Source organism: Dermacoccus sp. 147Ba (assembly GCF_004151355.1).
Classification (GTDB): domain Bacteria; phylum Actinomycetota; class Actinomycetes; order Actinomycetales; family Dermatophilaceae; genus Dermacoccus; species Dermacoccus abyssi.
In genome coordinates this window covers 101,934-127,794 of sequence record NZ_SEHL01000001.1, presented here as the reverse complement: position 1 = coordinate 127,794, position 25,861 = coordinate 101,934, and the positions used below count along the sequence as shown (strand labels likewise).

General features: G+C 64.7%; 24 protein-coding genes and 1 tRNA gene. 11 read left to right on the top strand and 14 right to left on the bottom strand.

Going from position 1 to position 25,861, the window contains the following annotated elements; translation table 11 throughout:
* Positions 1 to 7: 7 nt before the first annotated feature.
* The 3 genes from EVU97_RS00615 to EVU97_RS00605 all read right to left on the bottom strand — a co-directional run bounded on the left by EVU97_RS00615 (position 8) and on the right by EVU97_RS00605 (position 2,633).
* Positions 8 to 1,048: an endonuclease/exonuclease/phosphatase family protein gene (locus EVU97_RS00615; RefSeq protein ID WP_129662662.1), complete on the bottom strand. Its 1,041-nt coding sequence runs from the start codon at positions 1,046 to 1,048 to the stop codon at positions 8 to 10.
* Entirely contained in the window at positions 1,045 to 1,431 is a 387-nt protein-coding gene (locus EVU97_RS00610) for an RNA-binding S4 domain-containing protein (protein WP_129662659.1), read from the bottom strand. The genes EVU97_RS00615 and EVU97_RS00610 overlap by 4 nt, the downstream gene beginning before the upstream one ends.
* Positions 1,432 to 1,565: 134 nt before the next feature.
* Entirely contained in the window at positions 1,566 to 2,633 is a 1,068-nt protein-coding gene (locus EVU97_RS00605; RefSeq protein WP_129662657.1) for a hypothetical protein, read from the bottom strand.
* 455 nt (positions 2,634 to 3,088) lie between these two features.
* On the opposite strand from EVU97_RS00605, the gene EVU97_RS00600 reads away from it, so the two are divergent.
* Both EVU97_RS00600 and EVU97_RS00595 read left to right on the top strand, forming a co-directional pair.
* Positions 3,089 to 3,514, top strand: coding sequence for a hypothetical protein (locus EVU97_RS00600; protein WP_129662655.1), 426 nt, complete (start codon positions 3,089 to 3,091; stop codon positions 3,512 to 3,514).
* Between the two features lie 55 nt (positions 3,515 to 3,569).
* Positions 3,570 to 4,403 (top strand): hypothetical protein, encoded by an 834-nt coding sequence (locus EVU97_RS00595; RefSeq protein ID WP_129662653.1) that lies wholly within the window; start codon positions 3,570 to 3,572, stop codon positions 4,401 to 4,403.
* Positions 4,404 to 4,455: 52 nt separating this feature from the next.
* Here the strand turns inward: EVU97_RS00595 and EVU97_RS00590 are convergent, their stop codons facing one another.
* The 4 genes from EVU97_RS00590 to EVU97_RS00575 all read right to left on the bottom strand — a co-directional run bounded on the left by EVU97_RS00590 (position 4,456) and on the right by EVU97_RS00575 (position 8,638).
* Positions 4,456 to 4,899 (bottom strand): abortive infection family protein, encoded by a 444-nt coding sequence (locus tag EVU97_RS00590; RefSeq protein WP_129662651.1) that lies wholly within the window; start codon positions 4,897 to 4,899, stop codon positions 4,456 to 4,458.
* Between the two features lie 432 nt (positions 4,900 to 5,331).
* Positions 5,332 to 6,831 carry a tyrosine-type recombinase/integrase gene (locus EVU97_RS00585; protein ID WP_129662648.1) on the bottom strand — a complete coding sequence of 500 codons (1,500 nt, stop codon included), beginning with the start codon at positions 6,829 to 6,831 and terminating at the stop codon, positions 5,332 to 5,334.
* A 275-nt stretch (positions 6,832 to 7,106) separates the two neighbouring features.
* Positions 7,107 to 8,027 (bottom strand): tyrosine-type recombinase/integrase, encoded by a 921-nt coding sequence (locus EVU97_RS00580; protein WP_129662645.1) that lies wholly within the window; start codon positions 8,025 to 8,027, stop codon positions 7,107 to 7,109.
* Positions 8,024 to 8,638: a tyrosine-type recombinase/integrase gene (locus tag EVU97_RS00575; protein ID WP_165357821.1), complete on the bottom strand. Its 615-nt coding sequence runs from the start codon at positions 8,636 to 8,638 to the stop codon at positions 8,024 to 8,026. Before EVU97_RS00575 ends, EVU97_RS00580 begins: the two co-directional genes overlap by 4 nt.
* Before the next feature lie 998 nt (positions 8,639 to 9,636).
* On the opposite strand from EVU97_RS00575, the gene EVU97_RS00570 reads away from it, so the two are divergent.
* Both EVU97_RS00570 and EVU97_RS00565 read left to right on the top strand, forming a co-directional pair.
* Positions 9,637 to 10,563, top strand: coding sequence for an N-acetyltransferase (locus EVU97_RS00570; RefSeq protein WP_129662641.1), 927 nt, complete (start codon positions 9,637 to 9,639; stop codon positions 10,561 to 10,563).
* A 112-nt stretch (positions 10,564 to 10,675) separates the two neighbouring features.
* Positions 10,676 to 11,200, top strand: a complete 525-nt coding sequence (locus EVU97_RS00565) for a Uma2 family endonuclease (RefSeq protein ID WP_129662638.1) — start codon at positions 10,676 to 10,678, stop codon at positions 11,198 to 11,200.
* 63 nt (positions 11,201 to 11,263) lie between these two features.
* Here EVU97_RS00565 and EVU97_RS00560 read toward each other — a convergent pair whose 3' ends face one another.
* Positions 11,264 to 12,388: a hypothetical protein gene (locus EVU97_RS00560; protein WP_205744830.1), complete on the bottom strand. Its 1,125-nt coding sequence runs from the start codon at positions 12,386 to 12,388 to the stop codon at positions 11,264 to 11,266.
* 135 nt (positions 12,389 to 12,523) lie between these two features.
* On the opposite strand from EVU97_RS00560, the gene EVU97_RS00555 reads away from it, so the two are divergent.
* The 7 genes from EVU97_RS00555 to EVU97_RS15405 all read left to right on the top strand — a co-directional run bounded on the left by EVU97_RS00555 (position 12,524) and on the right by EVU97_RS15405 (position 19,613).
* Positions 12,524 to 13,831 (top strand): site-specific DNA-methyltransferase, encoded by a 1,308-nt coding sequence (locus EVU97_RS00555; RefSeq protein ID WP_240730079.1) that lies wholly within the window; start codon positions 12,524 to 12,526, stop codon positions 13,829 to 13,831.
* A 15-nt stretch (positions 13,832 to 13,846) separates the two neighbouring features.
* Positions 13,847 to 14,434 carry a hypothetical protein gene (locus EVU97_RS00550; protein ID WP_129662633.1) on the top strand — a complete coding sequence of 196 codons (588 nt, stop codon included), beginning with the start codon at positions 13,847 to 13,849 and terminating at the stop codon, positions 14,432 to 14,434.
* Positions 14,431 to 16,527 carry a DEAD/DEAH box helicase family protein gene (locus EVU97_RS00545; RefSeq protein ID WP_129662631.1) on the top strand — a complete coding sequence of 699 codons (2,097 nt, stop codon included), beginning with the start codon at positions 14,431 to 14,433 and terminating at the stop codon, positions 16,525 to 16,527. The genes EVU97_RS00550 and EVU97_RS00545 overlap by 4 nt, the downstream gene beginning before the upstream one ends.
* Before the next feature lie 67 nt (positions 16,528 to 16,594).
* On the top strand, positions 16,595 to 16,777 hold the full coding sequence (locus EVU97_RS00540; protein WP_129662629.1) for a hypothetical protein: 183 nt from the start codon (positions 16,595 to 16,597) through the stop codon (positions 16,775 to 16,777).
* Positions 16,774 to 18,738, top strand: a complete 1,965-nt coding sequence (locus EVU97_RS00535; RefSeq protein WP_129662626.1) for an AAA family ATPase — start codon at positions 16,774 to 16,776, stop codon at positions 18,736 to 18,738. The genes EVU97_RS00540 and EVU97_RS00535 overlap by 4 nt, the downstream gene beginning before the upstream one ends.
* A gap of 22 nt (positions 18,739 to 18,760) precedes the next feature.
* Positions 18,761 to 19,123, top strand: a complete 363-nt coding sequence (locus tag EVU97_RS00530) for a hypothetical protein (RefSeq protein ID WP_129662623.1) — start codon at positions 18,761 to 18,763, stop codon at positions 19,121 to 19,123.
* Positions 19,110 to 19,613 carry a DUF1643 domain-containing protein gene (locus tag EVU97_RS15405; RefSeq protein WP_129662620.1) on the top strand — a complete coding sequence of 168 codons (504 nt, stop codon included), beginning with the start codon at positions 19,110 to 19,112 and terminating at the stop codon, positions 19,611 to 19,613. The genes EVU97_RS00530 and EVU97_RS15405 overlap by 14 nt, the downstream gene beginning before the upstream one ends.
* Here EVU97_RS15405 and EVU97_RS00520 read toward each other — a convergent pair.
* The 6 genes from EVU97_RS00520 to EVU97_RS00495 form a co-directional block, all read right to left on the bottom strand.
* Positions 19,573 to 20,205 carry a hypothetical protein gene (locus EVU97_RS00520; protein ID WP_129662617.1) on the bottom strand — a complete coding sequence of 211 codons (633 nt, stop codon included), beginning with the start codon at positions 20,203 to 20,205 and terminating at the stop codon, positions 19,573 to 19,575. The genes EVU97_RS15405 and EVU97_RS00520 overlap by 41 nt on opposite strands.
* Positions 20,206 to 20,250: 45 nt before the next feature.
* A complete protein-coding gene (locus EVU97_RS00515) occupies positions 20,251 to 21,525 on the bottom strand; it encodes a tyrosine-type recombinase/integrase (RefSeq protein ID WP_129662615.1) in 1,275 nt (424 codons plus the stop codon).
* Entirely contained in the window at positions 21,467 to 21,907 is a 441-nt protein-coding gene (locus tag EVU97_RS00510) for a hypothetical protein (RefSeq protein ID WP_129662613.1), read from the bottom strand. The genes EVU97_RS00515 and EVU97_RS00510 overlap by 59 nt, the downstream gene beginning before the upstream one ends.
* A 47-nt stretch (positions 21,908 to 21,954) precedes the next feature.
* Entirely contained in the window at positions 21,955 to 22,386 is a 432-nt protein-coding gene (locus EVU97_RS00505; RefSeq protein WP_129662611.1) for a hypothetical protein, read from the bottom strand.
* A gap of 301 nt (positions 22,387 to 22,687) precedes the next feature.
* Positions 22,688 to 22,761: transfer RNA gene (locus EVU97_RS00500), tRNA-Met, on the bottom strand.
* 86 nt (positions 22,762 to 22,847) lie between these two features.
* On the bottom strand, positions 22,848 to 25,844 hold the full coding sequence (locus EVU97_RS00495; RefSeq protein ID WP_240730078.1) for a UPF0182 family protein: 2,997 nt from the start codon (positions 25,842 to 25,844) through the stop codon (positions 22,848 to 22,850).
* Positions 25,845 to 25,861: the final 17 nt, after the last annotated feature.

Below are 25,861 nucleotides of genomic sequence, written 5' to 3'. Positions count from 1 at the left end.
GGGCGCCTCAGTAGCGCAGGTCGCTCCAGACGCCCGCGTGGTCCGTGCCCTCCACGGTGACGATGCCCGCCTGCTCCGGCACGAAGCCGCGGGTCAGGATGTGGTCGATCTGGCTGAAGGCCGGGATCGAGCCGCCCATCGGCCACGTGGGGCGCCAAGCACCGTAAACGTGCGGATAGGCGTCCACCATCCCGCGGGACAACTGCCGGAACGCGGGGTGGGCTCTCGAGGCGTTGAAGTCCCCCGCCATGACGACGTGCTCGGCTGTCCGCTCACGCTGCCACTCCCCCTCCGCCCGTAGCTGGGGACGCCACTGCGCGACACCGTCGCGAAGCGGCGGGTAGGTGTGAACGCCCTTGACGACGATCTGTGCGCCCGGTGCGTGCACGCGTACGACAGGCGACTGGAGATCCCACGGGCCGAGCTCGGTGTCGGCGTCCAGCGTCTCGGTCGGGAACCTCGACAGGATCACGGTCCCGCGTGAGCCGTCGTCGATCATGCCGCGTGAGCGGTGCGGAAAGCGCTGGGCGAGGCCTGCGTCGTCGAGGGAGCGCAGACGCGCCGTCGTCATCTCGACGAAGACGACGACGTCCGGATTCGTCTCGCGAACCGCCTCCATGACGGAGGCCGTTTCCGCTTCTCCCAGTTCGCTGTTGAGGGAAAGCACACGAAGATGGTGATCGCCGGCCCTGGTTGCGACCTCGCGTGGCACCTCCGGGTGACTGCTCAGGGCGACGGCGGCAGCGAGTGTGCTCACCACGAGCGGCACCAGCGCGACGAAGCTCGCTCGTGTTCGCACAACGAGCGTGAGGGCGAGGCAACCGAACGCGGCGATGATCCACACCGGCGTGAGCGCCTGAAGGACCGGCACGACGTTCCCGGCGAGCACATCAACCCACATGAGGGACGCGAGGAACGCCACCCCGAGCGACGCGGCCGCCACGAAACGGCCTGCGGTACGCCGCAACGGCGGAACTCCACGACCGCTCGGACCGACGCCGTGCCGCTGAGCCGACGCCGTGAAATCAGCGGGGCCGGGCTCGCTCATCCGCGCAGGACCTGTCGCAGTCGGTCCATCTCCCGACGGTCCTTCTTCGTCGGACGCCCTGCACCGCGGTCGCGTACGGGCACCTGCGGGATGACCTCGCGGGGGCGCTCCGGGGTGCGGTCGTCGTAGCAGCGTGCCGCGACGGGGGCGCCGACGCGCTTGCTGATGAGGTCCACGACCCCGAGGATCCGATCGAAGCCGTGCTGACGAACGCGCACCTCGTCACCGACGGAGACGTTCGTGGCGGGTTTCGCGCTCACACCGTTGATTCTCACGTGACCGGCCTTGCAGCCACTCGTCGCGGCCGAGCGTGTCTTGTAGACGCGCACGGACCACAGCCACACGTCGACGCGGACGCTGCCGCGCTTTACAGGAGTGCTCACCCGCTCAGCCTAGGCAGGCAGGCTGCGGCCCGACTGCATGTTCGCTCCGAGAACGCCCCTGGAGCCTCGAGGAGACGAAAAGACGACGTCCGCTCCTCGCCGGAGCGAGGAACGGACGTCGAAGGGCTGAGCGATCAGTGCATGAACCGCCGGCGTAGGAGAACCGCACCTGCGGCGAGCACCCCCGCAACGGCCAGGCCCGTCAGCCTCACGCGAGAACTCGCCGCCGTGTGCGCCGGCGCCTCGTAGTCGGTCTGCACAGTCGGTCCGACGGCCGCAGGGGCCTGAGCCTGCGGCGCTGCTGCCGGCACGGCAGCCGGACGGGCCACCACGGGCGACGCGGGGCGCGGGGCGACTGCACGGGGCGTGGCGACCGGGGCCTTCGGCGTCATCGGCTTCGAGACGGGCTTCGGGGCCACGACGCCGCAGCGCAGCGACGTCGAGGTGCGGGCGCCGACGGCACCCGTGGCCGGGTTGACGAAGGCGACCGCGTGGCGGCCGTTCGGCACACCGATGGCTCCGTAGTCGTGGCTCTGCGGCAGCACTCGGGCGCCGGCGTACCCGCGACCGTCGAGGGTGACGTTCCAACGCGCTTCGGTCGCCGCAAGGTTGATCGCCCAGACGCCGATGTAGCCCTGGCCCTTGTCGCACACGGAGCCGAGAATCTCGACCGCCGCGGGATAGCGGATACCCATTTCCTCCGCGATCTGGTGACGCTCGGCCACCGAGGCGTTCTTGATCGTCCAGGCGAGGATCTCGTCGTCGTTCGTCGCGTCCTCGGGGTTCTTCGGCGCCTTCATACCGAAGACCTTCTCCGGCACGGCGCCGGAGGGCTTCGACGTGGGCTCTCCCGCTGGCGTCTTGACCGGCATCGTGGCTGCGGGCTTCGGCGCAGGTGTCACCGTCGCGGACCGCTCGAGCGTTGTGGCGGCGGCCGGGCCCGCGGACGGGACGGTTGCTGCGGGCACAGTCTGAGGGGCTCGCGTCGCCCTCGCCGCGTCGGTCTCCTCCGCAGCCTCCTGCTGGCCCGTCGTTGCCGGAGCCACCTTCGCCGCGTCGTCGGCCGTCAGCACGACCGGGGGCGTGACATCGGCGGCCGCTGCACTGGGGGCGATGGCGAGCCCGCCGAGAACGAGTGCGGGGAAGAACGCCGACGTGACGGCGGTGCGACGCAGACGCGTACGCAGTACGGAAGAGGGCATGAAGACTCCGGGGAAAGCGCAGAAGAAGGCGCGACGACGTCGCAAGACGAATCGTCCCACGCGCTCGGCCCGGAGAGGACACCCAGCTGACATTGTGACCAACTTGTTGCGTGAGCACGCAAAAGGCCCGGAACCTCGTTCGAGATTCCGGGCCTTCCGTGGTCCGACGTGGGACCGCAGTAGCGGGGGGATTCTGACCCCATTTTCCGCATTTGAGACGAAAAATCGCACTGACGCATCACTCGTAGAGCAGTGGCACTTGCCATCGCTCTACCCTGATCAATATCGTGCGCATAAACATATCACACGTACGCGCTGTCAGGCTGGCAGCAAATACAGACCTTGGAGCCATCCGGGCCCACGAGGGACCGCCACCAGCTGCCAGGAGGTGCAATGCCGAACAGTCCCAGGGAACTCCCACTCGAGACCAGCAGCGAAGTCGGCACCGTGCAGACATGAAGATGAAAGATGTACGGAAAGCAATCGCTACTGCGCTCCCGCACGTCAGGGTCCTGACTCCCTCGACCGTCCTGCCGGTGCAGCTGTACGGCACCTACGGCGACGAACGGTTCGCCTTCTACTGGAAGCGGCATCATGCCGAGCTGGTGGTCGGTCCTCCTGCCGAGTTCCAACCGCACTCTGCGAAGGAGCAGGAGAAGTTCTGGAGGCAGCGCGGGCGTGCCATCGGTCTGCACGATTTGGCAATCGAGGACGCTACCGCGACGTCGGTCGACTGGAAGGCTGCAGAGACGTGGATTGAGCCAGAGCCACGGCTTGTCGCAACAATGGCAACAGACACGGAGGAACGCAAGGAGAGCATCGTCGAGGTGTACCTTGAGCTTGAGCGGCGGCTCGCACCTCCGCGGGCCAGTCGAGGTTGAGAACCGACCATGCCCATAGACTCTCCCCACCGCCGATCACGTAAGGGAGAGTGCTGTGTTCAACCTGCTGGTGGGCCTACCGACAGGCGGCAGCCTGGCCAAGGAACGAGTCTTCGAGGGGACGCAGCCAGAGGTCCGTACTCGATTGCAAGCCAGCGGCGATGAGTTGAAGGCTCTGACCGAGCTGCCCACCTTGGCGATGCCCGAGCTCCAAGCCCAGGACGAACAGCTCGCTCGGGTCGGACGGATCACGAGGATCACTCCCAGCGGCAGGGACTACCTTCTGACCTTCGAGCCCAACCGTCGCATCTCACCAATCCCAACGTCTGAAATCCTGGCGATGATCCATGAGCTGGACGTGTCCAATAGGTTCGGACTGAACCGCACGTATCTGACGGTGAAGGACCTCGATCTCCACCGCACACTCCTCGAGCGTGACGGCGCCAGTGACATCACGCGGCCCAGCCGGGAGTACCTGAACTTCCCGACCATCTCGCCAGAGCCGAACCTGGTGGCGACCATGATGCCGTTCGCTGATGAGTTCAAGCCGGTGTACGAGACGATCCAGCGGGCAGCCCACGCGGAGAACATGCGATGCGAGCGAGCCGACACCATCTGGGAGAAGCACGCCATCATGGATGACGTCCTCACCCTCCTGTGCACGGCCAGCGTTGTCGTCGTGGACTACTCGAGCCGGAACTCAAACGTCTTCTACGAGCTCGGAATCACCCACACCCTGGGCAGGCCGTGCATCCCGATTGCACAGTCAGTTGACGACATCCCATTCGACCTCCGAAGCTTCCGCACTCTCATCTACGAGACGACACCTGTTGGGTTGCAGAAACTCCAGTCAGAGCTGACAACCCGGATCAGATCTCTCACTTCTTAATTGCTCCGCATTCAGCCCACAATTCCGCGATCGACGAATGGGGAGGCAGGTATTACCGGCCCATCTGCCGATCGTGGGTTCCCAGCACCAACTCGGCAACGTGCGCAGCCTCCCGGATCACGTATCTGCCTGTCTCACGAGACACACCGGTCGGAAGAGTACGTCCATGGCCTGAGCCCTGAAGGTTGCGAAGCTGGTTGACGGTTGACGCTGTTGTCTTGGCCGATTGGTAGATGGCGCGAACTTGCTTGCCGCCAAGGATATTCATGTCAACGAGAGCCGTGAGCAGCCGGAGTTGGTCTAGGGCAAGATGGAGCACCTCATCGAAGTCACGTTTCCGATCGGGCAGCATCGACCGCTCCTCAAGAACGAACTTGCTGATCGCTTCCAGCAGATCCTTCGCCACGCCAAGAATTGCGCCCGGATCGTCGACGTTCTGCTGGATCCGGGCGAGCTGTTCGTCGAGTGCGGGTCGCCCGCCAGTCTCCAAAGCCACACGCCCAACTGCCCGCGCATAGCCGTCATCGTCGAGCAGCCAGCCCTGCCGCTTCAGAGCTCGGGTGAGCGTGTCGACCTCGGTGCTGAGCTCCGGCTGGGCAGCGCCAAGACATCCGTTGATCCGAAGCGGTCAGAAGTTCCTCAACCAGCTTCACAGCTCCGTGGGGCCGGCGTACTGCAGCGGACACGACCGTGACCACGCGCTGCTCCTTGTTCGGCGTCCCGGTAGCTGGATCGTAATGATCATCCCCTCCATACCCAGACGCAGTGAAAGCGCGGGTCAGGGTCGCATGGCTCGGGCCAGCACCGGCGAAGAAGAACTTCCCAAAGGCTGCAGCAACTTCGCTGCTCACTGGCACACTGCTCATGCGGACATTGTGCCGCAAACTCGACTGCAGAGCCGGTAGCCTGGCGAGCGGTAGCTGAAGCCTCACAGGTTGAGGGACTCGGCGACCTTCGCTGCGGGGTTGTCCCGGCGGAGGTTCGCCTTCCGGTAGTACTGCAGCAGAACCTGGGCGGACTTGTGGCCGGTCACCTCTTGCACCTGGGCGACCGAGAGCCTCCCTGGTCCCAGGCTTTCGGTGACGAAGCCAGCCCGGAGGGAGTGGGCGCCGTATGCTTCCGGGTTCGCCAGTCCGGCTCGCTTCGCGAGGATCTGCACAATCTCGTTGATCGCTGCTCCGCTCATCGCCTGCGGTGCACCGCACCGGAGTGTTGGGTGGCCGTGCCGGTTGATCGGGAAGAACACCGGCCAGGTCTTCTGGGGCGTCTCGCCGAATTCCTGGTCGACGGCTTCACGCCAGGCGTCCATCGCGCGGGCCGGGCAGATGCCACCGTGGGTTGTACGGGGCAGCAGGAGGGTGCGCCCTTTGCCTTCCTGGTCGGTCTTGGAGCGCCGGACGATCAGTTCCCAGTCGCCACTGGGTCCGCGCTTCAGGTCGTTCCAGCGGAGAGCGACGATGTTGGAACGCCGCAGCGCTGCGAACCAGCCGGTCAGCAGGACAGCGATGTTGCGGGTGGTTGTCAGGTCGAGCTCGCCACGGCCTTCGAGTTGTTCGCGTAGCTGGGGGTCGTCGCGCCAGTCGTCGAACTTGCGAAGGTTCAGCCGGATAGCTTCCCGGGTGAGGGGCTTGCCGTCCTCGCGGGTGTACACGCCGCCGTCAGTCTCCGTGGCTTCGCACAGTGAGGAGAGGGCTCGGGCAGCGCACTCGTTCGGGTCATCGGCGGGCTGGAGCACGATCTTCACCGGATCGCCGTGAGCAGTGGCAGCTGGAAGAGTCACCGAGGTGGCACTGTCGCCGATGACGACGTGGTTCCAGCCGAGTTTGCTGAGCTGGCCAGGAGTGGCGCCCGTCGTCTCAGTGAGCAGCACCATTGCCCTCCGCATCAGGGTGGTGCGTGAGACGCCACCTGCGGAGGCCACGAGCCGTTTCAGGATGGACCCGTCATCTGCCAAACGTGCTTGGTCGTGTGCTGTGCCGAATGTGCGGCGGATTCCGGCCATGAGGATCTTGATCGCATCGTCGTCACCCGGTGCGGGATACCCGGCGACTCGATGGGCCTTGTTGATGGCCGCCAGTCGCATCCCGACCGAGTCCGGGTGGAGCCCTTTGACGAGGTTGCCGTGCTCGTCGCGCTGCTTGTTGCCCTGCTCGTCCTGCGCCACGGCCACTTCGGCCAGGTGTGCGGCGACCGTGTCGACCGATGCAGGGAGCCAGGACATGCGGCGGACATCGGCCCACCGGCGGAAGGCGTCGAACTGCGACTTGTAGTTGGTGCGGGTTCCGGCGGCAAGTGAGTTCTTCGCGAGCTCCTGGGCGACGGCCAGTTCCTGCCGGATCGTCTCCGGCGCGGCGAGTAGGTCGGGAGCAGCGTTGAACGCTGTTTCCTCGGGAGCGACGATTTCTCCGGTGATGGGTTCCAGTGTCACGTCGGCACCGTGCTGGATTCCCGGCGAGCTTTCAGTTGCGCCTGATCTGGTGCCTGACCTGGGGTTCGTTTCGTCGGCTGCCAAGTCTGACCCTCTATAACCGCCTTAAGAGGGGGTCAGACTTGGCAGCTGTACGGAGACGTATGCGCTGACCTGGGGCGATGCGACTGGACCTTCAGGAGGTGCTGCCAAGTGAGCTCCGCTGGGAATCTCTGCTTGCTCCGGAACGTAGGGAGGCCCTGCAGCGAGTGCTGCAGGGCCTCGCTTGGAGCCGGTCAGACGTCGAGGTGGAGGGTCCGCTCCGCTTCGCCTCGGCGGTCGTACCGTCTCGTGGTCTGCGCACGCTTGTGGCCGAGAAATGCGGCGATCTCGTGCTCGGGTACGCCTGCCTCGTACATCGAAGTGGTGCATCCCGACCGCATCGACCTGGTGCTGATCGGCTCATCGATGAGCACACCCGATACCGCGCAGAGTTCGCGCAGCCACTTCGTCCCGCTCAGCCGGGTGAGGCCGTCGGCCGATGTGGGGGCAAGGTCGCTGGCAGAGGTGAACAGGCGTTCCTCGTCCAACTCAGCAAGGTGCCGGACGACAACGCACGCGGGACACTCGGCAGGGCAGTCTTTGAGGTGCGGCAGCCAGACCTCACGCCCCTTCCCGACCTGGTCGCTCTTCGAGCGTCGCAGCCGAACGAGCAGCCCGGCCTCGTCCACGTCGATGTCCCGCTTCTCGAGTTGACCGAGGTTGTCGTTGCGCAGGTCGTGGAACACACCAAGAGAGAGGTAGGCGAGCTTCTTCAGCGTCTGTCGGGATGTTGTGCCGGTGAAGTGTCGGAGGACCGCAAGAGCGTCCCCGAACCGGATCGGTGCTTCCGAGGGAAGGACCTGAGGCTTCACTGCTCCGCGCCGAGCGGCCCCTGCCATGTAGTTCCTCACCAGACCATCGTCGGCAACGGGCGAGGCCAGGCCCCGCTGCCGATGTCCGTGCATGATTGCCGAGATTGTGGCTTGCATGTGCTGAAGAGACTGTGTCTCGAGGGAATGGACGTACCTGGCGATAGTCCGTTCCTCGCTCGGCCATGCCTGCAGTGCGTGTGTGTTGCACCAGTCTTCGAATAGCTTCGCCCGCCGGTCGTACTCGTATCGGGTGCCAGGGGCGAGGGCCGCACCTGTGAGTTCAGCGATCAGCTCCGAACTCACGCGACCAGTCCCCGCAGCGGGTCGGCACCCATCGGTGCCGACCGCTCATAGATGGTGGCGGTGTCGTAGTCCCGATGGCCCGTGGTGGTCATGGTCTCCTCGGTCGACTTGCCCTGCTGACGAGACGTGGCGCCGAACCCGGTCCGGAACGAGTGCCCCGTCAGCCCTGGTACCGAGGCGTCTTCACCGAGCCGCCGCAGGTTGAAGTTGACTGCTTGCCTACTGTTAAAACCGCGATCACTGATAGCTGTCCCGCGGAAGATAGTGGGGAACAGGAAGTCCTCGCCTTCCAGCCCAGTGAGAGCCAGCCACCGGTCCAGCGCCCGCACCGGGCACAGCACCGGATCCTTGGCCGGCACAAGCGACTTGAGTTCCCCGTTGCCGAACTGGTCAGTCTTAGAGCGGCGCACGGTCACGAGGTAGCCGTCCTCGGTACGCTCCAGGTCGGACGCCCGAAGTGCCCTGTACTCGCTGGATCGCAAAGCCGCATGCCAGGCGACAAGTGCCATGACTTGATCGCGGATGCGTACGAACCGAGGACCAATGTGATCAGGGCTGAGGTCGCGCAGGATCCGCGTCCGCGCTTCCTCGTCGTCGGTCTCCCACAACACGACCCCGCCCTTGATAGCGATGCTGTGGCGCTGGCTGATGCTCTGAGTCTTGAATAGAGGGACCGTTTGTGCGCCCGACCATCGCTGCCCCGAACCTGTAGACCCGCGCCGTTGGTCCCGAAGAACGAGAAAAGCCATGTCGAGTGAGAGGCCGCCTCCTCCCGTAGGTGGGCAGTGCGGTGCGCATCGCAGATCACATCTGTATTGCACTGACAGCGGAACTCCGCGAGGGCACCCCCCTCAGAGTCGCGGATCAATACGCTGCCGCCAACCTCGTCGGGAACGATGTCGGCATCGACGTCTACGACACGGATATCCGCAAGCTCCCGGATCGCACTCCCGGTCCCCAGGGACAGGACCGCAAGGACGTAATCCTGGAGTCGTTGAACGTTCATCGGGACGCTGGCGGACTGGATGCGTCGCATATCGTCCGGCAGGACGGGTGTCGCCGACTCGGCGGGAGCCAGCGTCTTGAAGATTCCCCGGTAGGCCGCTCGAACGGCCTCGTCCTTCGTCGATAGCACCTCGTAGCCGGCTTCCCGATGCTTCCAACCGATCGTGTAACGCATGATCTTCAGAGAGCCCTGCGCGGCCGGCTTGCCATGGTCAGAGTAGGTGCCGGTCGACATCGCGGCATAGAACGCAGACACCGTGGCGGGCTCCGCGGGTAGGGCATTCACTCCCTTGGAGTCACACCACCGCTGGAACACTCGCCAACGCACTTCGTTGTCGGCACGGGTTCCTGGAGAGATCTTGCCTTCTTCTGCGAGTTGGTCGATGAGAGCGTCAATTTCTGTGAAGTCGTCAGTCATGCGCTCACCGTCCGGACGGGCACCGGAAAGTCCGGTGTGACGCAGAAGTTTCTTGGGGACGTCTTCTTAGGTGGTCGCACACAGTGGTTGATCGACCAGCAACGGCAACCTTGCCGGGAGCGCTGCTCGCGCAGAGGAGTACCTCTGGTCGGTCCGAACTGCGGACCAGCGATCTAGAGGATTCAGGTGAGCGACAAAGATCACACAGCAACAGGCGGCCCGACGGCGCCCTCGGGGGTGGAGCCTGTTGATCGGGGCAGCGGGCTCCAGTTCAGGTTTGTAGGGCCCGGCGACGACATCTCTTTCATCGCGCAAAAAGCCAGTGCGGTTACCGGAGTCAACTATCAGGTGGAGACTTTCAGGGAGTACTTCGTCGACCCCGGAAGGGCAACGCCGCTTAACATTCCTGAACAACCCACACCCTTCGCTATGTACACAGCGAAGACCTTCATCCTTGGCGCTTTCAGGGCAGGCTCGTCTCGGCCAGAGGCCTTCGCGATGTGCTGCCCACCTCCGCTGATCGGTGACCGCTCCGTCGAATACGCGCTCTCCGGGGAAGCGGACCCACTGCTGCTGCAGGAGGTAGCTACAATGCTCTCGGACGTCACCTATCTGCTGGGCTTCTGGGTAGATCCAGAAGAGCGTCGACAAGGGGTCGGATCACAACTCTTCCAAGAACTGGAGCGCCGCGTTGGGGAAGGTCTCTCGTCGATCATGTTTGGGCACGCCGGCAGTCTCGGAGCAGAGCGCTTCTTTCAGCAGATGGGATGCACCGTTCTCGCCCGTGGCGGGGTAGTAGTCAGCAGCTCGTACTGGCCAACGCCGATGCATCCTGACGTCACCAAGCCAGACCAGAGAGTCTTCTACAAGGTCATAGGAAACTTCGAAAGTCGTGCTGTCATGCACGTCGGTGAAATACAAGATTGCACACTGCTCCCGGTACCTTCAGACTCTGTCGGAATCACCTTCGGGTGCGACCCAGAGCGTGTGCGAGACGTACCACAAGAGCTAATGGTTCCGCTGGACTTCCCCTGGAATTCGGGCGACAGAAAGATGACCGCTCTCGTATTCGAAGGTGAGGAAAGTTTCCTCCTTCTGGAGAGCTTCAGCTAGAAGACTGGCGTGGCGACCTCGGGAAGCCTGAAGGCTACACAGGTAGGGTCCGAAAAGGCTCGCCGCTGAAGGGCGAAACCGTAGGACTGTCCTACAGCTACCGACCGCGGCCATGACCAGCGAAGATGGAGAGATGCTTTCCTATGCCTCCATCAACTGGCCTGCCGACCCACTCACCCTGAGCGACTGGGAAAACCTCGACCTCCACGAGTCACTCCGACCCGAGGTCGTCGAGGGCCAGCTCACGATCCAGCCACCCCGGACCGCCGACCACCAGCTCAAGGCCATGGAGGTTGTCGAGCAGCTCAAAGAGAGTGTTGGCGGCGACGGCCAGGAGGTCACGTTCGGTATCGCCGTGGTCCTCGAGCATGACCCGCTCACGCTACGGATCCCCGACGTGATGGTCTTCAGGCCAGCGACGGCGCCAAACCGGGACGCCACCAGCATCGACGCCTCCGTGGTGGAACTTGTCGTCGAGGTCACCGAGACCGGCAGCCGAAGCATCGACCGCGTCCTCAAGCGCCATGAGTACGCAGCCGCCGGCATCCCGGGGTACCGGATCGTCAACGCTCACGATCATTCCGTCGAGTGCTACTCCCTACACGGCGAGGGCTGTGAGTTGCGTCTGGGCGAGTAGCTGAGCGCTGACTATGGAGAGACTCGACGTCCGAGATCTCGGGAAGTACGGAACGGTCACTGACTACTCGTGTACGGCACAACCGGGCTCGGAGCATGGCGGCTGCGCTATGTGTTGATTCTTCGGGATGGTGCGGTGCGCAATCCACACGCTCTCTATGTCGACATCCTTCAGCGATGTCTTCATCGCCCGCAGAGCGTTGTCTGGGTACCGCATCTGCCGCTGGCTTCCGAGCTCAAAGAGGTGCGAGTAGTGATCATCGTTCCCGTCGAGCCCGAGATGCCTTCGAAGCGCCGTCGCACGATTGCGGGTCACACCAGCACGATCTGCGAGATCGTAGGCGCCCATGTAGAACTTCTTCTCCAGGTCGACAAGCCGGAACGCAGAGGTGTCCGCGTCCGGATCGGAGGTGTAGGTGACCGGCATCCCACCGTGCTTGACGATCCGCACCTCGACCGACGCACCGCTGCCCTGGATGTCCGAGCTGTAACCAGTCAGCTTCGGGAACACCTGGTCTCTGGTCTTGCCTGCCCTGATTCCCTTCGTGACCCGGCGGACGTCATCCTCCCGAACCTCGGCGGCATCCGGGTCTGCAAGTGCCTCAGTGGCGAGGAGTGCCCGAACGCGGGCCCGTGCTTCGGCCGACGCGCGCCGACCAGGCTTGAGCAGCTTCGCAATTCTCTCAAACTCTCGATCCACGAGCAGGTCGAGGGACATCGGCGGCTCGGCCCCGATCGGCAAGACTCGCGCAGGAATGTGGTCAGAGAGCCGCTGGCCGAAAACACGGTGCAGCAGGTCTTCGAACAGGGTCACAGCGGCCCGGGCATTGTGATAGAGAAGCCCCTCGTCGACCACAAGGTGCCAGTGCTGCTCACTGTCTCGCATGGCATCGAGGTTGCGAATCACCCCCGCTTCTTCCTCCGAGAGACGTACCCCATCGACCTGCACACACAAGTTGATCGCCTTGTAGAGCGAGATCGACTTCTGGGTGCGCTTGTCGAAGACACCGCCGACCTTCTTCACCTCGAGGATCGCCTTCAGCAGCATCTCGAAGCTGTGCTGTAGGCTCAGCAGCACAACGGTGGTGCGGCCTTCGTCGTCGAGCCCGTTGAAGGCCGTCACACCCGTCCGTAGGGATGCCAGCGCTTTGCCCCGGAGCATCTTGACGTTGTACGACTCCCTCGGCATGGCACAAGGCTAGCCCTCCGGCTCGTCGGCTGGTTGCTCGCTGAGACATCGGCACGGTGACCCTGGGACAGGCACCCCGCCGATCCCACCCGCTTGTGGATGCCGCCGCTGGCCACGTCCGCTCGTGGGTCACACTTGGACGAGCACACCCGAGGCGAGGAAGCGTTGACTAACTTCACTGACGACCAGAAGGTCTACACCACACCCAACGGCACCCAGCTCCATGGAGACTCCCTGGAACTGCTCGAGGGGCTAGAGGACGAGAGCGTTGACCTGATCGTCACGAGCCCACCCTTCGCCCTGCAGAGAAAGAAGGCATACGGCAACGAGGACCAGGAGGCCTACGTCGACTGGCTCGCGCAGTTCGGCGAGGCCGCGAAGAGGGTCCTGAAGCCCACCGGCAGCCTCGTCATCGACATCGGCAACGCCTACCGCAAGGGCAGCCCGACGCGCGCCCTCTACCCGTATCGCGTCCTGCTGAAGTTCGTCGATGAACTGGAGTACCACCTGGCCGAGGAGTTCTTCTGGTACAACCCGGCCAAGCTGCCGAGTCCCCTGGAGTGGGTGAACAAGCGCCGTATCCGCGTCAAGGACGCTGTCAATACGATCTGGTGGTTCTCGAAGACCGAGTGGCCGCAAGCAGACGTGAACAAGGTGCTGCTGCCGTATTCGGAGAACATGGAGCGACTCCTCAAGGATCCAGAGAAGTACTACAAGACCACCCTCCGGCCGAGTGAGCACGCCATCTCGAAGCACTTCGGCAACAACAACGGAGGCTCGATCCCGCCGAACCTGCTCCACGTCCCGAACACCGAGTCCAACTCCAACTATCTGAGGCTGTGCCGTGAGCTGAGCATCAAGTCGCATCCGGCACGGTTCCCCGCGAAGCTCCCGGAGTTCTTCATCCAGTTCCTGACCAAACCAGGCGACGTCGTCGTCGACATCTTCTCCGGCTCGAACACCGCCGGCATGGTGGCCGAGCAGCTAGGCCGGAAGTGGTACTCCTTCGAGCTCAGTCACGACTACGCCGCGTTGTCCATCATGCGGTTCCTGCCGTCCATGCCCCCAGAGACTGCCCACAAGCTGTACCAGAAGGCGCTCCAGGAGACGGTGGCGCTTCCGGATGAGGCACGACACCTCAGCCAGGCAGCATTGGATGCAGCGGAGGCGGGCCTAGACATTGCCCTCGAAGAAAGAGAAGCCGCGAACCAGGCCTGGGGGGCCGCGGCCGACCAGACGCACGACTCAAAATCGTTTGACAGCTCAGAGCATGCCGAGAAGACGCTTGCACTGGCGAAGGAGCGTCGGGTAGCCGCGGAGAAGGAGGTCAAGAAGGCCAAGCAGGCGCTGACGACTGCTCAAGCAGCATCAGCGGCCCTCGACGCCTTCTATGCCCCGGAGACGGTCGTGCCCAACGGGGACACTTCGACGGAAGTCGAGTGACCCGAGGCGGGGCCTGTGGATAACGACACCGGACTGCCGACGCTGTGGGACACAATGGCACCCATGGTACAGGTATCCCGAGCGAGCAAGACCACGCAACAAGCGAACCGGATCTTCGCCAGTTCGCTTGCGGGCTGCTGCGACCCGTCCAACGCTCTGGACCTCGACAAGAAGCCGTTCGACCTCCACATGTTGCCGCCGCTGCCGCCGCACCTTCGCATCTACATGTTCACGATGACGACACACCCTTCAGAGCGGCAGGCGGGGGCCTACCGGATCCAGATCATCCTCCCGAAGAAGAACAGGCACTTCGACACGACAGATGGCCCCTTCATTATCTTGGCCGGCTTCGATCCGGACCTAGGAATCTTCGCGCTGTGGGATGCGGAGGCGCATGACGTGGGCAAAGGGATCCCCCACTCGAAAGGTGTACAGGTCAAGGAGGACACGTTGCTCACCGCTCTCTCAGAGGGAGTTGCTCGTCAACAGCGCACACTCCGCGATGCTGGTGAGTCTGAGACGGTCGTCGCCTCACGCCCGGACACACTCTCGGAAGCCTTGGAGCTTCGGTGGCAACTATCGATCGAACGGCTGACCTCATGACAGCCGAGGGATGGGGATCGTCCGGTTGGACGCCGGAACCCGAGTACGCCAGTGACCGGGACGACATCCTCAACGAGTTCTACCTGCGTGCCTTGGCCGAAGCAGTCACCTATGACCGCATCACCGGCTTCTTCGCCAGCAGTGCCCTCGCGCTCTACTGGGGAGCGCTCCCGGAGTTCCTTGACCGTGGCGGGAAGATCCGCATTCTGTGCTCACCCCGCATCACCGAGAAGGATGCCCAGGGCATCGAGCGTGGTTACGAGGCGCGCGATGACGAGTCGCTCGCTGCCGTGCTCCGGTCAGAGTTCGATGCGCTGCTCACCAATGATCAACTTCGTAAGCCAGCACTCGCACTGGCCGCGCTCATCTCCGAGGGTCTGCTCGAGATCCGCCTCGCCCGGGTCGCCCACGCATCGCTTGATGACCGCCGCATGTTCCACGACAAGGTCGGATTGTTCGCTGACGCAGGTGGTCAGCGAGTCGGCTTCCGCGGGTCGCTGAACGAGACGCGATTCGGCATTGCCTCGGATGGCAACATCGAGTCGTTCGATGCCTGGACCAGCTGGACAGGTCGCAACGATAATATTCGCGTCCAGCGGTCTGCAGAACGCTTCGAGAAGCTCTGGGACGGCAAGAGCGCCGGAGTTGAGGTTCTCGCCCTCCCGGCGCCGTTTCGCCACTGGCTCGAGTCCCAGGCAGACGGCGTGGACTGGCGTGAGTTCGCCGCCGAGGCCTCTGCCGACTCCGAACCCGAGCTCGTCATCCGTACTGCGCCGGACGGGAGGCCGCTGCGGGAGCAGCAGATTACCGGCCTGGACATGTGGGAAGAGAACGGGAGACGCGGGATCCTTGCCCACGCAACCGGTTCCGGCAAGACGGTCACCGGTATCACGGCGATCGCCAACTACGACGGGCCGGCCCTCGTCGTTGCCCCTTCCAGGTTGGTCGCCCGGCAGTGGAAGGAACAGATCGAAGACACCGGACGACGTGTGCACTTGTGCGGTGACGGCGAAACGGCGTGGAAGACTCGTCTGCGTAACTGGCTCTCCCAGCCCGCCTCAGAGCGGGTAGTGGTCGCGCTAGCGCCCACAGCCACACAGCAGGGCTTCGTCAACCAGGCCTCCCGTGCACAGAACCTCCTGCTCGTTGGTGATGAGGTGCATCGCCTCGGCGCCACTTCGTACCGGAAAGTTCTGGAGATCGGTGCCGCTGCACGCCTGGGCCTCTCTGCAACGCCGGAGCGAGCTGGTGATCCTGACGGTACTGAGGCTGTACTCGACTACTTCGGTGGCGTGATCCATCGCTACACCCTCCGCGACGCATTGAAGGCCGGGGCTCTCTGCGACTACCTCTACTACCCGCAACTGGTGAGACTCTCCCCGCAGGAACAGGAGGACTGGGACGAGCTCAGCAAGAAGATCGGGAAGCTGGTCGCCCAATCACACAACGCCCCTGGCGGACCCACCGCCAGTCAACTGGAGCGGATCCGCATGTTGACGATGCAGCGGGCTCGGATCGCCAAGAAGGCCGAGGGGAAGACACCCCTCGCCCAATCGGTCGTGACGAAGCACTACCAGCATGGTCAGCGCTGGCTCGTCTACTGCGACGACAAGGACCAGTTGGAGCAGGTCGCAGTCAGCCTGCGGGACGCAGGCATCGATGCGTACGAGTACTACTCGGACATGCCTGGTGACAAAGCTGCGACCTTGCGCCACTTCGACGAGAACGGCGGCGTGGTCGTCTCGATCAAGTGCCTGGACGAGGGCGTGGACATTCCGAACGCCGATCACGCCCTGATCCTTGCGTCCTCGAGGAACCCACGGGAGTTCATCCAGCGCAGAGGCCGCGTGCTTCGGAAGGCGGAAGGGAAGAACCTCGCAACTGTGTACGACGCGATCCTTCAGCCTGAGAGCCTGGACGACGCCTCCGGCATGTCCCTCCTGCAGGGCGAGCTCGCCCGAGCCGGGAACTTCGCCCGGGACGCCCTCAACAGCGACGCGCGGGATCCCCTGGAACAGCTAGTTGTAGGACTTGGCGGGGATCTTGAGGCACTCTATGAGTATCTCGGTTCCGGCGAGGAGGCGGACGACTAAACTAGTGACACGCCTACTCCGGTCGGCACGGTGAACGCAACCAACCGCGTAGTAGGAGTAGAGAATTATGCGAGACAATCTAGCCGAAGTCGTCGAGTCGGTGCGTTCACGGGCCTTCAGCGACATGGACCCCGCGCTGGCACAGCAGATCATCGAGATCGAGAAACAGCACGTCGAGGACCGCCCCCGCGCCCAGGAGGGCGTCGCCCGGGCCATCCAGCAGCACCTGAACAGGAGCGCTGAGGCTTGAGGTACCGGAATCTGACAGTAGAGAACTTCCTTGTCTTCAAGGGAGTGCAGCAGCTCAGCATCCCCGACAAGGACGGCGTCGTCGTCCTCTACGGACGGAACGGCAAGGGCAAGACCTCACTGCTCAACGCCTTCCGCTGGGCCTGGACCGGAGATGTCCGCAAGCGCAGCACCCGCCCGCTCCCAATCGAGGACATCACCAACAGTGTCGCCCTTGAGGAAGCCAACGGCTCCCCAGTGCGTTGCCGTGTCCGACTCGAGTTCGAGGTGGACGGCTCCGAATGGGACCTGACCCGCACCCTCACGAACACGGGCGGCGAGTATTCACAGGAGATCATCCTTCGCAAGGACTCCGTCGCCTTGAGCACAGCTGACGCAGAACGACAGGTTGCCGAACTCATGCCTCGGGAGATCGAGCAGTTCTTCCTGTTCGACGGCGAGCTGCTGGACCAGTACGAGAAGCTGCTCGACGACGACAGCACGGCGGGCGCAACTCTCCGCGATGCCATCGAACGGATCCTGGGACTGCCGATCCTCGAGCATGCCGCCCAGGACGCCGCGCTCGTGGGTGAGAACGCCAGCAAGGAGATCGCTCGAGCGGCGAAGCAGAACTCCAAGACGGAGCAACTGGGGAAGGCGCTCGAGACAGAGCAGCAGCGGCTCTCGACCTTCCGCAAAAACTACGAGCAGGAGGACGAGAAGGCGAAGAAGCTTGAGGCTGAGTCCCGCGAGCTGGAGCAGCAACTGGCCGAGCAGGAAGGCAAGCTTCAGATCAAGGCCCTCCGCGACGAGGCCCGCAACAACCTGCACCAGGCAGAGAACGAACTTGTCGAGGCCAAGGAACGATTCCAGGCCCTCCTGGCGGACTCTTGGCAGGCTGTCCTCGTCGAGCCGATCGAGGCACGCATCGAGCAGGATCAGAAGGAGCTCGACGCCTTGGAGGAGACGCTTGACGAGCTGAGATTCGCGGCGACTCTGGCGCGTCTACACAAGGCGTCCGGAGACACTTGTCCTGCCTGCGAGGCACAGCTCGGCGCCGACAACCGCTCTGCTCTCGAAGCGCATCTCAAGGTCATCGAATCAGGAGAGCTGGATTCCACTGAGGACCAGGCCACCGAGCTGAAGGCGAACCTGAAGCACCTCCGGGCCTCTGGGCAGGGTCACAGCCTGCGTGCAGAGATCAAGACGGTCGAGGACAGCTACCTGAAGCTGCTGCAGCAGATCGAGGACCACCGCGAGGACATCGACAACTACGACGACAAGCTCAAGGGCCAGGATGACAGCCTGAGCGAGCTGGTACAGCGCGCGAAGAACGTCGAGACGCGCCTCTTGAAGGCCAGGGAGACCTACACTGCGGAGCGTGATAGGTATACCCAGGCCAAGGAGAACGTCGCAAAGCTGGATGAGAAGATCCGCAAGCAGGGTGGCGCAGGTCAGGCAGATCAGAGCGTCTATGACCGCCAGCAGCTAGCTGAGAATGTCACGAAGCTCTACGAGCAGGCGATCGTCACCTACCGCGATCAGCTCAAGGAGAGCATCCAGCAGCAGGCCACGGAGCTTTTCGTGGCGATGAGGTCAGAGCAGGACTTCGTCAAGCTCACGATCAACGAGTCCTACGGCCTGCGGATCCTCGACAAGAATGGCGAGCCGGTGAAGCACCGTAGCGCAGGCTACGAGCACCTGGTCGCACTCTCGCTGCTGGGTGGCCTGCAAGCGAGTTCTCCGATCAGCGGCCCACTCATCATGGACTCGCCGTTCGGCCGCCTCGACGAGCACCACGTCGACGACGTGGTCACCAATCTCGACAAGCTCACCTCGCAGGTGTTCCTCCTTGTCACCGAGCGTGAGCTACCTCGTGACAAGGCTCGTGAGCTGCTTCGCGGCCGAATGCTGGCCGAGTACGAACTGCAGCGCGGAGCATCCGCCCACGAGACCAACCTCCAGGAGCTCCACAGTGTCTGAACCAACCACCACACGCGGTCGGGTGAACATCGCCCTGACCGGCAAGGCGGATCTCGCACGAGATGAGATCCACGAACGCTTCCCATTCAAGGAGAAGCAGCAGATCGTCCGACTCGGGTTGTCCTATGCACTTCGCCTGGGGCTGGAACCGACCCGGGGTGATGACTTCGGTCGTGCCGGGGACGGGCAGAACATGAACGTGGGCTCGTTCGATCCGAGTGGCGAGCTTCTCGCGTTGGTGAGGGCGTTCCACCCCACGGCAGAGGACCCGGCTGAGGTGGCGGAAACACTGATGAGCCTCGGACTGGTGAGGCTGGCGGAGGACCTCAGGAACAGCGAGGTCACCCGCATCGCTGACCTCTTGTATTCGGATGACGAGGACTGACACCGCTGCACGTGGAGAGCTTCTCTGCGTCCTGGCAAACCCTCCTGCCGGTTCTGGCGAAAGGACGCTGGCGAGATTGGAACAGGCGCGCGCCCTGCTCGGCTTCGAGACCGTGCGGGTAGGCAACCTGTTCGCGTTCCCATCAGCGGATGTCACAGACATCACGGAGCTCGGCGCCACTCCGGGCGCGTGGATGGAGGCGCGCAAGCAATTAGCTCCCGCTGTTGCTTCATGCGACGGCGTACTGCTCGCCTATGGATTGTCCGAACCGACAGGTCCGGCGCGATCCCACCACCGGGAACAGGTGAGGTGGCTGACCGAGAGGCTGGTGGAGGCAGAGTGCCGCGCTTTCCAGCTCGGCGACGGTCCTAGGCATCCGTCTCGTTGGCAGCGCTGGACAGCACGACACTATGGAGGGCTGACGTTTGCTGCAGCATTGCAGGCGTCACTCACGAAGACGGAGCTTGCACATCCAGGTGTCGTCGTATAACCGCGACCTGATCACCCAGGCCGGTGTGATCGGCCCAGTCGAGCACCGAGCGTAGGACGATGTGCTGCCGCCGTCCCTTCTGGTCGGTCTGGAGCTGCCGCCGCTGGACGAGTGCGGTCACGCCTTGGCGGGACATACCGAGCAGTCGAGCCACGTCGACAATCGGCATTGTCGGCTCGTCTGCCGCAGCCTCAGGCCGATTGGCCGGGTAGCGCTCCTGGTACTCCTCGACGGACGTACGGGTGACGTAGCGCGGTGACCGGTGCGTCGGGCCGCGTGTGGTCTGGAGGATGTTCTGCTTGATCAACTCGGCGATGTGCTTGGCCGAAAGCCCGAGGGACATGGTGGCCTCGGTGACGGACATGGCGGTCTGCTCGATGTGCACGCGCCGCTCTACTTCCGCCGTGATCGTCTGGGCGTGTTCGGCGGTCAGGATGGTGCGTCGACCGACGGTCTCGGCGTCGGCGAGGACACCGAGCTCACGGGAGACGGCGTAGATCTGGTGGTAGGTCCAGCCATGCTGGACTGCGAGCTCGTTCAGCGTGATCGGCTGCTGGGAGCGGTAGGCCTCGACGTCAGCTTCCCAGGCCACCCAGAGCTGCCGTCTGCCCCAGAGTTTGTGGTTGGCGGGGATCTGTTACCTGTTCAGGAGTCTGCGGGCGGCATTGGCCGACAGGCTGAGCCTCTCGGCGACCTGGTGAACGTCGAGTTCTCGGCCACGATCCCCGCTGGGCGCGGGACGCCAGCCTGCGTCGATGGCCTGCTGTTCGATCCAGAGTCGCTGGTCCCAGCGGCGGGTGTTGCCGCCCCAGGTTTGCTTCAGTCCGCTTGGGATGATCAGTGGGTTGTCGCCGAGGAGAGTGGCCAGCTGGTCATCGAGGATGTTGGCCACGCGGACGATCTGCTCTCCGGGGCCGAGGTCGTAGATGCTGTCGTGCACGGTGCCGTCGAGTTCGTGGCCGGCGTAGAAGTGCGCGATCCGCCGGTCGATCCCGGCGTCTTTGAGGTCGGTGACCAGTGCTTTGCGCAGCGTGTGGGGCAGGAAGTCGATCTTGGTCTCGGCTTGTGCTGTGCGCAGCCAGCCGCGGTAGGCCTCCTGACCCGAGGCGTTCTCCGACCGCAGGCCCGGGATGAGGCGGTTGTCCTCCAGCACAGCCCCGGTCGTGGCGTCGGTGTGGTAGATCCGGATGGTGTCACCGAGCATGGCGGCCAGCGCGTGCGGGATCGGGATGGTCCGCACCGAGGCGGAGGACTTGGTCGTCGACTTGTGATCTTGCGCGACCAGTAGCCCGGTCTGCCGGTCCCGTTCCAGGGACCGAGTCCCGCCCTGGGAGGCGACGGTGAGCCAGGCGCGGCCGTGTTCGTCGGTGGTCAGGTCCTTGACGCGGGGTCCGTAGACCTCGCTGATGCGCAGCCCCAGCAGCCGGCCCATCCACAGCACCACCTGGCCGATCAGCGGCAGCTCACCGGCGACGGTCCGGGTCTGCTGCAGCGAGACGTACTCGGGTTTCGCCCGGTTGTCGCGCTGACGCTTGTCCGGCAGCGGCTCCACGACGCTGAGGTCGACGCTCAACGAAAGATCAGCGCCATGGTCTCGGGCCCGGTTGAACGACAGCTTCAGGTCCCGCAACACGTTCTTGGCCGTGGATGCGGCGATGCCGTGTGCGGTCGACGGCTCGGCCAGCAGACCCGCCGCCCGCAGATCGTGCGGCCGGACCAGCGGCTCGCCGGTGCGGATGTCGGGGTAGGTCGGCACCAGACTGGTGTCCAGGGCTTCGTCGAGCAGGGCGCTGTCGGTGACGACGTGATGGGCGTCCTCGAGGTTCAGGTGCAGGCACTGCAGGCCGACCCGGTCACGGAACTGATCGGCAGCCACGGTGGCGGCGGGGAGTGGTGCGTCGCCGGCCAGCATCCGGGGGCACGGTCTCCAGCTGGGGCAGCCGGAGGTAGGCGATGCCCTTCTTGCCCTCTGGTCGAGTGAAGGCGAGCTCAGTGAAGAACGGGATCAGGTAACGGCGGTGGTTGGACTCGACCGCCGCCACCCGATCGCCTTTCGCACGGCGGTTCAAGCCGTGGGCGACCATCATGTACTCCACGACGTACTCGGCCGGGTGCACATCATCGGGCTCGACGTCAGGGTCAAGGATCCGCCCCGCGTAGTGTCCGGCCGCGTTGGTCAGCGCAACCAGGTCGGCTTCCTCAGCGGAGAGCTGGACCGGTGCACCCGCGCACGCGAGCAACGCGAGAGGACGGTCCAGGTTCCAGACGGTCTGCGCCCCGGTATTGCCGACCACCCGCAGCCGTGGCGCCCCGCTCGGGTGACTGGCCGGTGCTGGCGCACTCATGCTCCGGCCCGCCAGTGCTGGGCACTCAACCCGCCAAGGGCGTCGGTCAGTTTGTTGATCTGGGTCGACTGCTGGGTCAGCTGCTTGTCCTTGACCGACAGCTGCTCCTTCAGCTCCTTGATCAGATCCTCGGCGTAAGACAGGCGTCCGTCTCGTTCGGCGATCTCGGCCCGAAGGTGCGCGTTCGTCTCCCGCGCCCCGGCCAGCTCAGCGGACTCGGCCGCCGACCCCGCGGTGGCAACGTCCTCGAGCTGGAGGATGCCGCGATCGATGAGGTCCTGGACCCGGTAAGTGACCTGGAGCGAGTCCGGGTCCCGCTCGGTGACCAGGCCGTGCTTGCGTTCCAGCCGGCGGATCGTGTCTTCACTGCGCCGGGCCAACCGGGCCGAATCCTTGCGGCTGATCCGTTCCTCGGGGTCGTAGGCCACCACTGGCTCCATCACTCAGCGCACCCCAGCCGTGAGGTGCGTCATCGACAGGTCACGGAGCCGGGACGAACCGGCTCCTGTCGATGACCGTGCGCAACCGGCCGGGCCGCTGCAGATCAGTCGCGGCAGCGCCCACCGCACTAGAGGGGTGGTGCCAGGTGGCGGGGGTAGCACCTGCGATCGCAACAGGTGGCAGATGCCTGCCATGGCAACGGGTGGAAGTGGTGGCAAATGCACGAGGTCCTCCTGGGAAAGCGCCAGAAGGACCTCGTCTCAACAAGATGCGAGCATCTTGCACTTGTAGCGGGGACAGGATTTGAACCTGCGACCTCCGGGTTATGAGCCCGGCGAGCTACCGAGCTGCTCCACCCCGCGTCGGTATGCCTCAACCTTAAGAGCAGGTGAACGGAATACGCAAATCGGTGGCGGCGTGAGGTGCCTCACGCCGCCACCGACGCGCCTCACTTCGCCGTGACCGAGCCCGACGGCGCGGCCGACGTGGCCGAATCGAGAGCCTTCTGCAGACGCTGCTGCGCCTCGCCGTAGGCCTTCCAGTCGCCCTTCTTCATGGCGGCCTGCCCGTCGTCGTACGCCTTCTGCAGATCCTTCAGGGCCTTGTCGAGCGTTGCGTTGGACGAGGTCGACGGCTTCGTCGTCGAATCCTTCCCGGAGTCCTTCTCCGAGTCCTTGGCCGAATTCGCGTCGTCCTGGGACGGCTGCGGCGCCCCGTCCGCTCCGGAGTCTCCTGCGAACAGATCGTCGAGCGCCGCCTCGAGGGTCGGCGCCCATGCGAGCTTGTTGCCGAACCCGACGACGACCGCTCGCTGCAGCGGGTAGGACGTTGCACCACGGGCCTGGACGTAGATGGGCTCGACGTAGAGGAAGCCTCCCCCGACGGGCAGCGTGAGCAGGTTGCCGCGCGCCACCGTCGAACCGGACTGTCGCGCCTGGCTGAGGAACTGCGTGAGGGGCACGCTGCCGTCGGCCGAGGTGCGCGTCGTCGAGTCGAGATCGTTCTGGAACTGCGCCGGGCCCGTGACCGAGGTCGAACCGGGCATCTCGAGCAGACGCACCCGCCCGTAGGTCGAGGCCTTCTTGCCCGCCTCGGAGCCCGCGTCGGAGTCGACCGACAGGTAGCCGGTGAGGTTCTGTCGCGAACCGACCGGAATGTACGTGGACGTGAGCGAGTAACTCGGCGCCTTCTGCCCCGGCATCGCGAGCGTGAGGTAGTACGGCGGCTGGGGCTGGCCCTTGGCGTTCTCACCGGCCGTCGGGTCGTCCGGCACCTGCCACTGGTCACTCGCGTTGAAGAACTCACCCGCATCGTTCTGGTGGTAGGTCTCGAGCACCGTTCGCTGCACCTTGAACAGGTCCGAGGGGTAACGAACGTGGGAGACGAGATCGGCGCTCATCTGCGACATCGGCTTCACCGAACCGCCGAACGCCTTCGTCCAGGCCTTGAGCATCGGGTCGTTCGGCTCCCACGCGTAGAGCTTCACCTCGCCGCTGTAGGCGTCGACCGTGGCCTTGACCGAGTTGCGGATGTAGTTGACCTGGCCGTCTCGCAGGGCACGGACGTTGCGCGAGGTCGCCGTCGTCGAGTCGGACGTGGCACCGGAGAGGTTCGACTTCGCCGCGCCCGGGTAGTTGTCACTCGTCGTGTAGCCGTCGACGATCCACTGCACCCGCCCGTCGACGACGCTCGGGTAGACGTCGCCGTCCGTGGTGAGCCACGGCGCCACGGCCTTGACGCGCTCGGAGGGGTCGCGGTTGTCGATGATGCGGCTGCCGTCACCCACCGCGTCGGACAGCAGGATGTTCTTGTCGCCGTAGGTCACGGCGTACGCGAGGCGGCTCATCGGGTTCGACAGGGCGACACCACCCTTGCCGGCGTAGCGCGTGCGCTTCTGTTCACCCGAGGCGTCGGGGTGGTCGAGTTCGCGAGCGCCCTGGCCACCGACGATGGAGAAGCCGGGCATGTCCTCGCCGAAGTAGATGCGCGGTTCGTACTTGCCGAGTACCCCGTTCGTCGGCATGTCCTTCTCGACGAAGACGGGCGCACCCTCGGACGTGAGCTTTCCGCCGTCGGCCGCGACGACGCCGTAGCCGTGCGTGTACACGGTGTGGTCGTTGACCCAGTTGCGCTGCGAGGCGGGCACACCCGCGAGGTTGAGGCCGCGCACCGCAACGACGGTGTCGCGCTTCTCGCCGTTCGTCGTGTAGCGGTCGACGTCGAGGCTGGCCGGGAAGCGGTAGTAGTTCACGCGCCCCTGCAGCTGCTGGAACGTGGCGCCGACGACGGTGGGGTCGAGCAGGCGGATACCGCGCATCGTCGCGGTGTCACCACGCAGCTGCCCACCGGATGCGTCGGTCGTCGCGCTGTAGCTGCGCCGATCGATGTCGCCGAGCCCGTAGGCCTTCATCGTGGCCGCCATCGCGTCCTTGATGTACGGGGTCTCCTTGCTCGCCTCCGAGGGCTTGACCTGGAAGCGCTGGACGAACGCCGGATACACCTGACCGACGAGCACCGCCACCGCCGTCATCATGGCGACGCCGACGAGCGGTACGCGCCAGGTGCCCGTCACGATCGTCGCGATGAACATGGCCGCGCAGCACAGCGCCGCGAGGGCGAGGACGCCGCGCGTCGGAATGATCGCGTGATCGACCGTGTACGTGACGCCGGTGATGCGCGACCCCGCGGCCGTCGTGCTCTCGTAGCGAGACAGCCAGAAGGAACCGGCGCGCACGAGCAGGAGCGCAGCCGCGAGGACGCACAGGTGCACGCGAGCCGCGGCCGACGTACGGGGGCTGCGGGAATGAGCGCCTCCCCCGGCACCGCGGAAGTTGAGGCCGCCGTAGAGGTAGTGCGCGAGCAGCGCCGCCAGGAGGGCGAGCATGAGCACCATCGTGAGGAAGCCGACGAGAAAGCTCAGCCACGGCACGGTGAAGACGAAGAAGCCGATGTCCTTGTTGAAGTGGGCGTCCTTCGTGCCGAACGGAACACGGTTCAACCACAGGAGGGCGAGCTTCCACTGGGAGGCCGCTGTCGCCCCGCCGAAGAAGCCGACGAGCGCCGGGACGGCCATCCACACTCGGCGACGGATCGGCTCGAAGGCGCCGCGGTAGCGCTCCATGACGAGCTCATCGTCGGATTCCGGCACGATGACGGGCCGTGCCCGGTGCGCCACGGCGAGGGACGTCCAGACCGCGCCGCCGGTGAGGAGCGCCCCGATGACGAACAGCACGCCCTGGGTGATCCACTGGGTTCGCAGCACGCCGACGAAGCCGACGGAGTCGAACCAGGCCCACTGCGTCCACGCGCCGGCGACGAGCCGAACGAGGAAGATCGCTACGATGAGCCCACCGACGACGAGCCCGAGGCGCCTCGCACGCTTGACCGAACGGGGGTCGAGAGCAACCTGCTGCTCGCCGCCTTCGGGCACCCGATCTGCAGGCACCGGCCCCACCCCTTCAC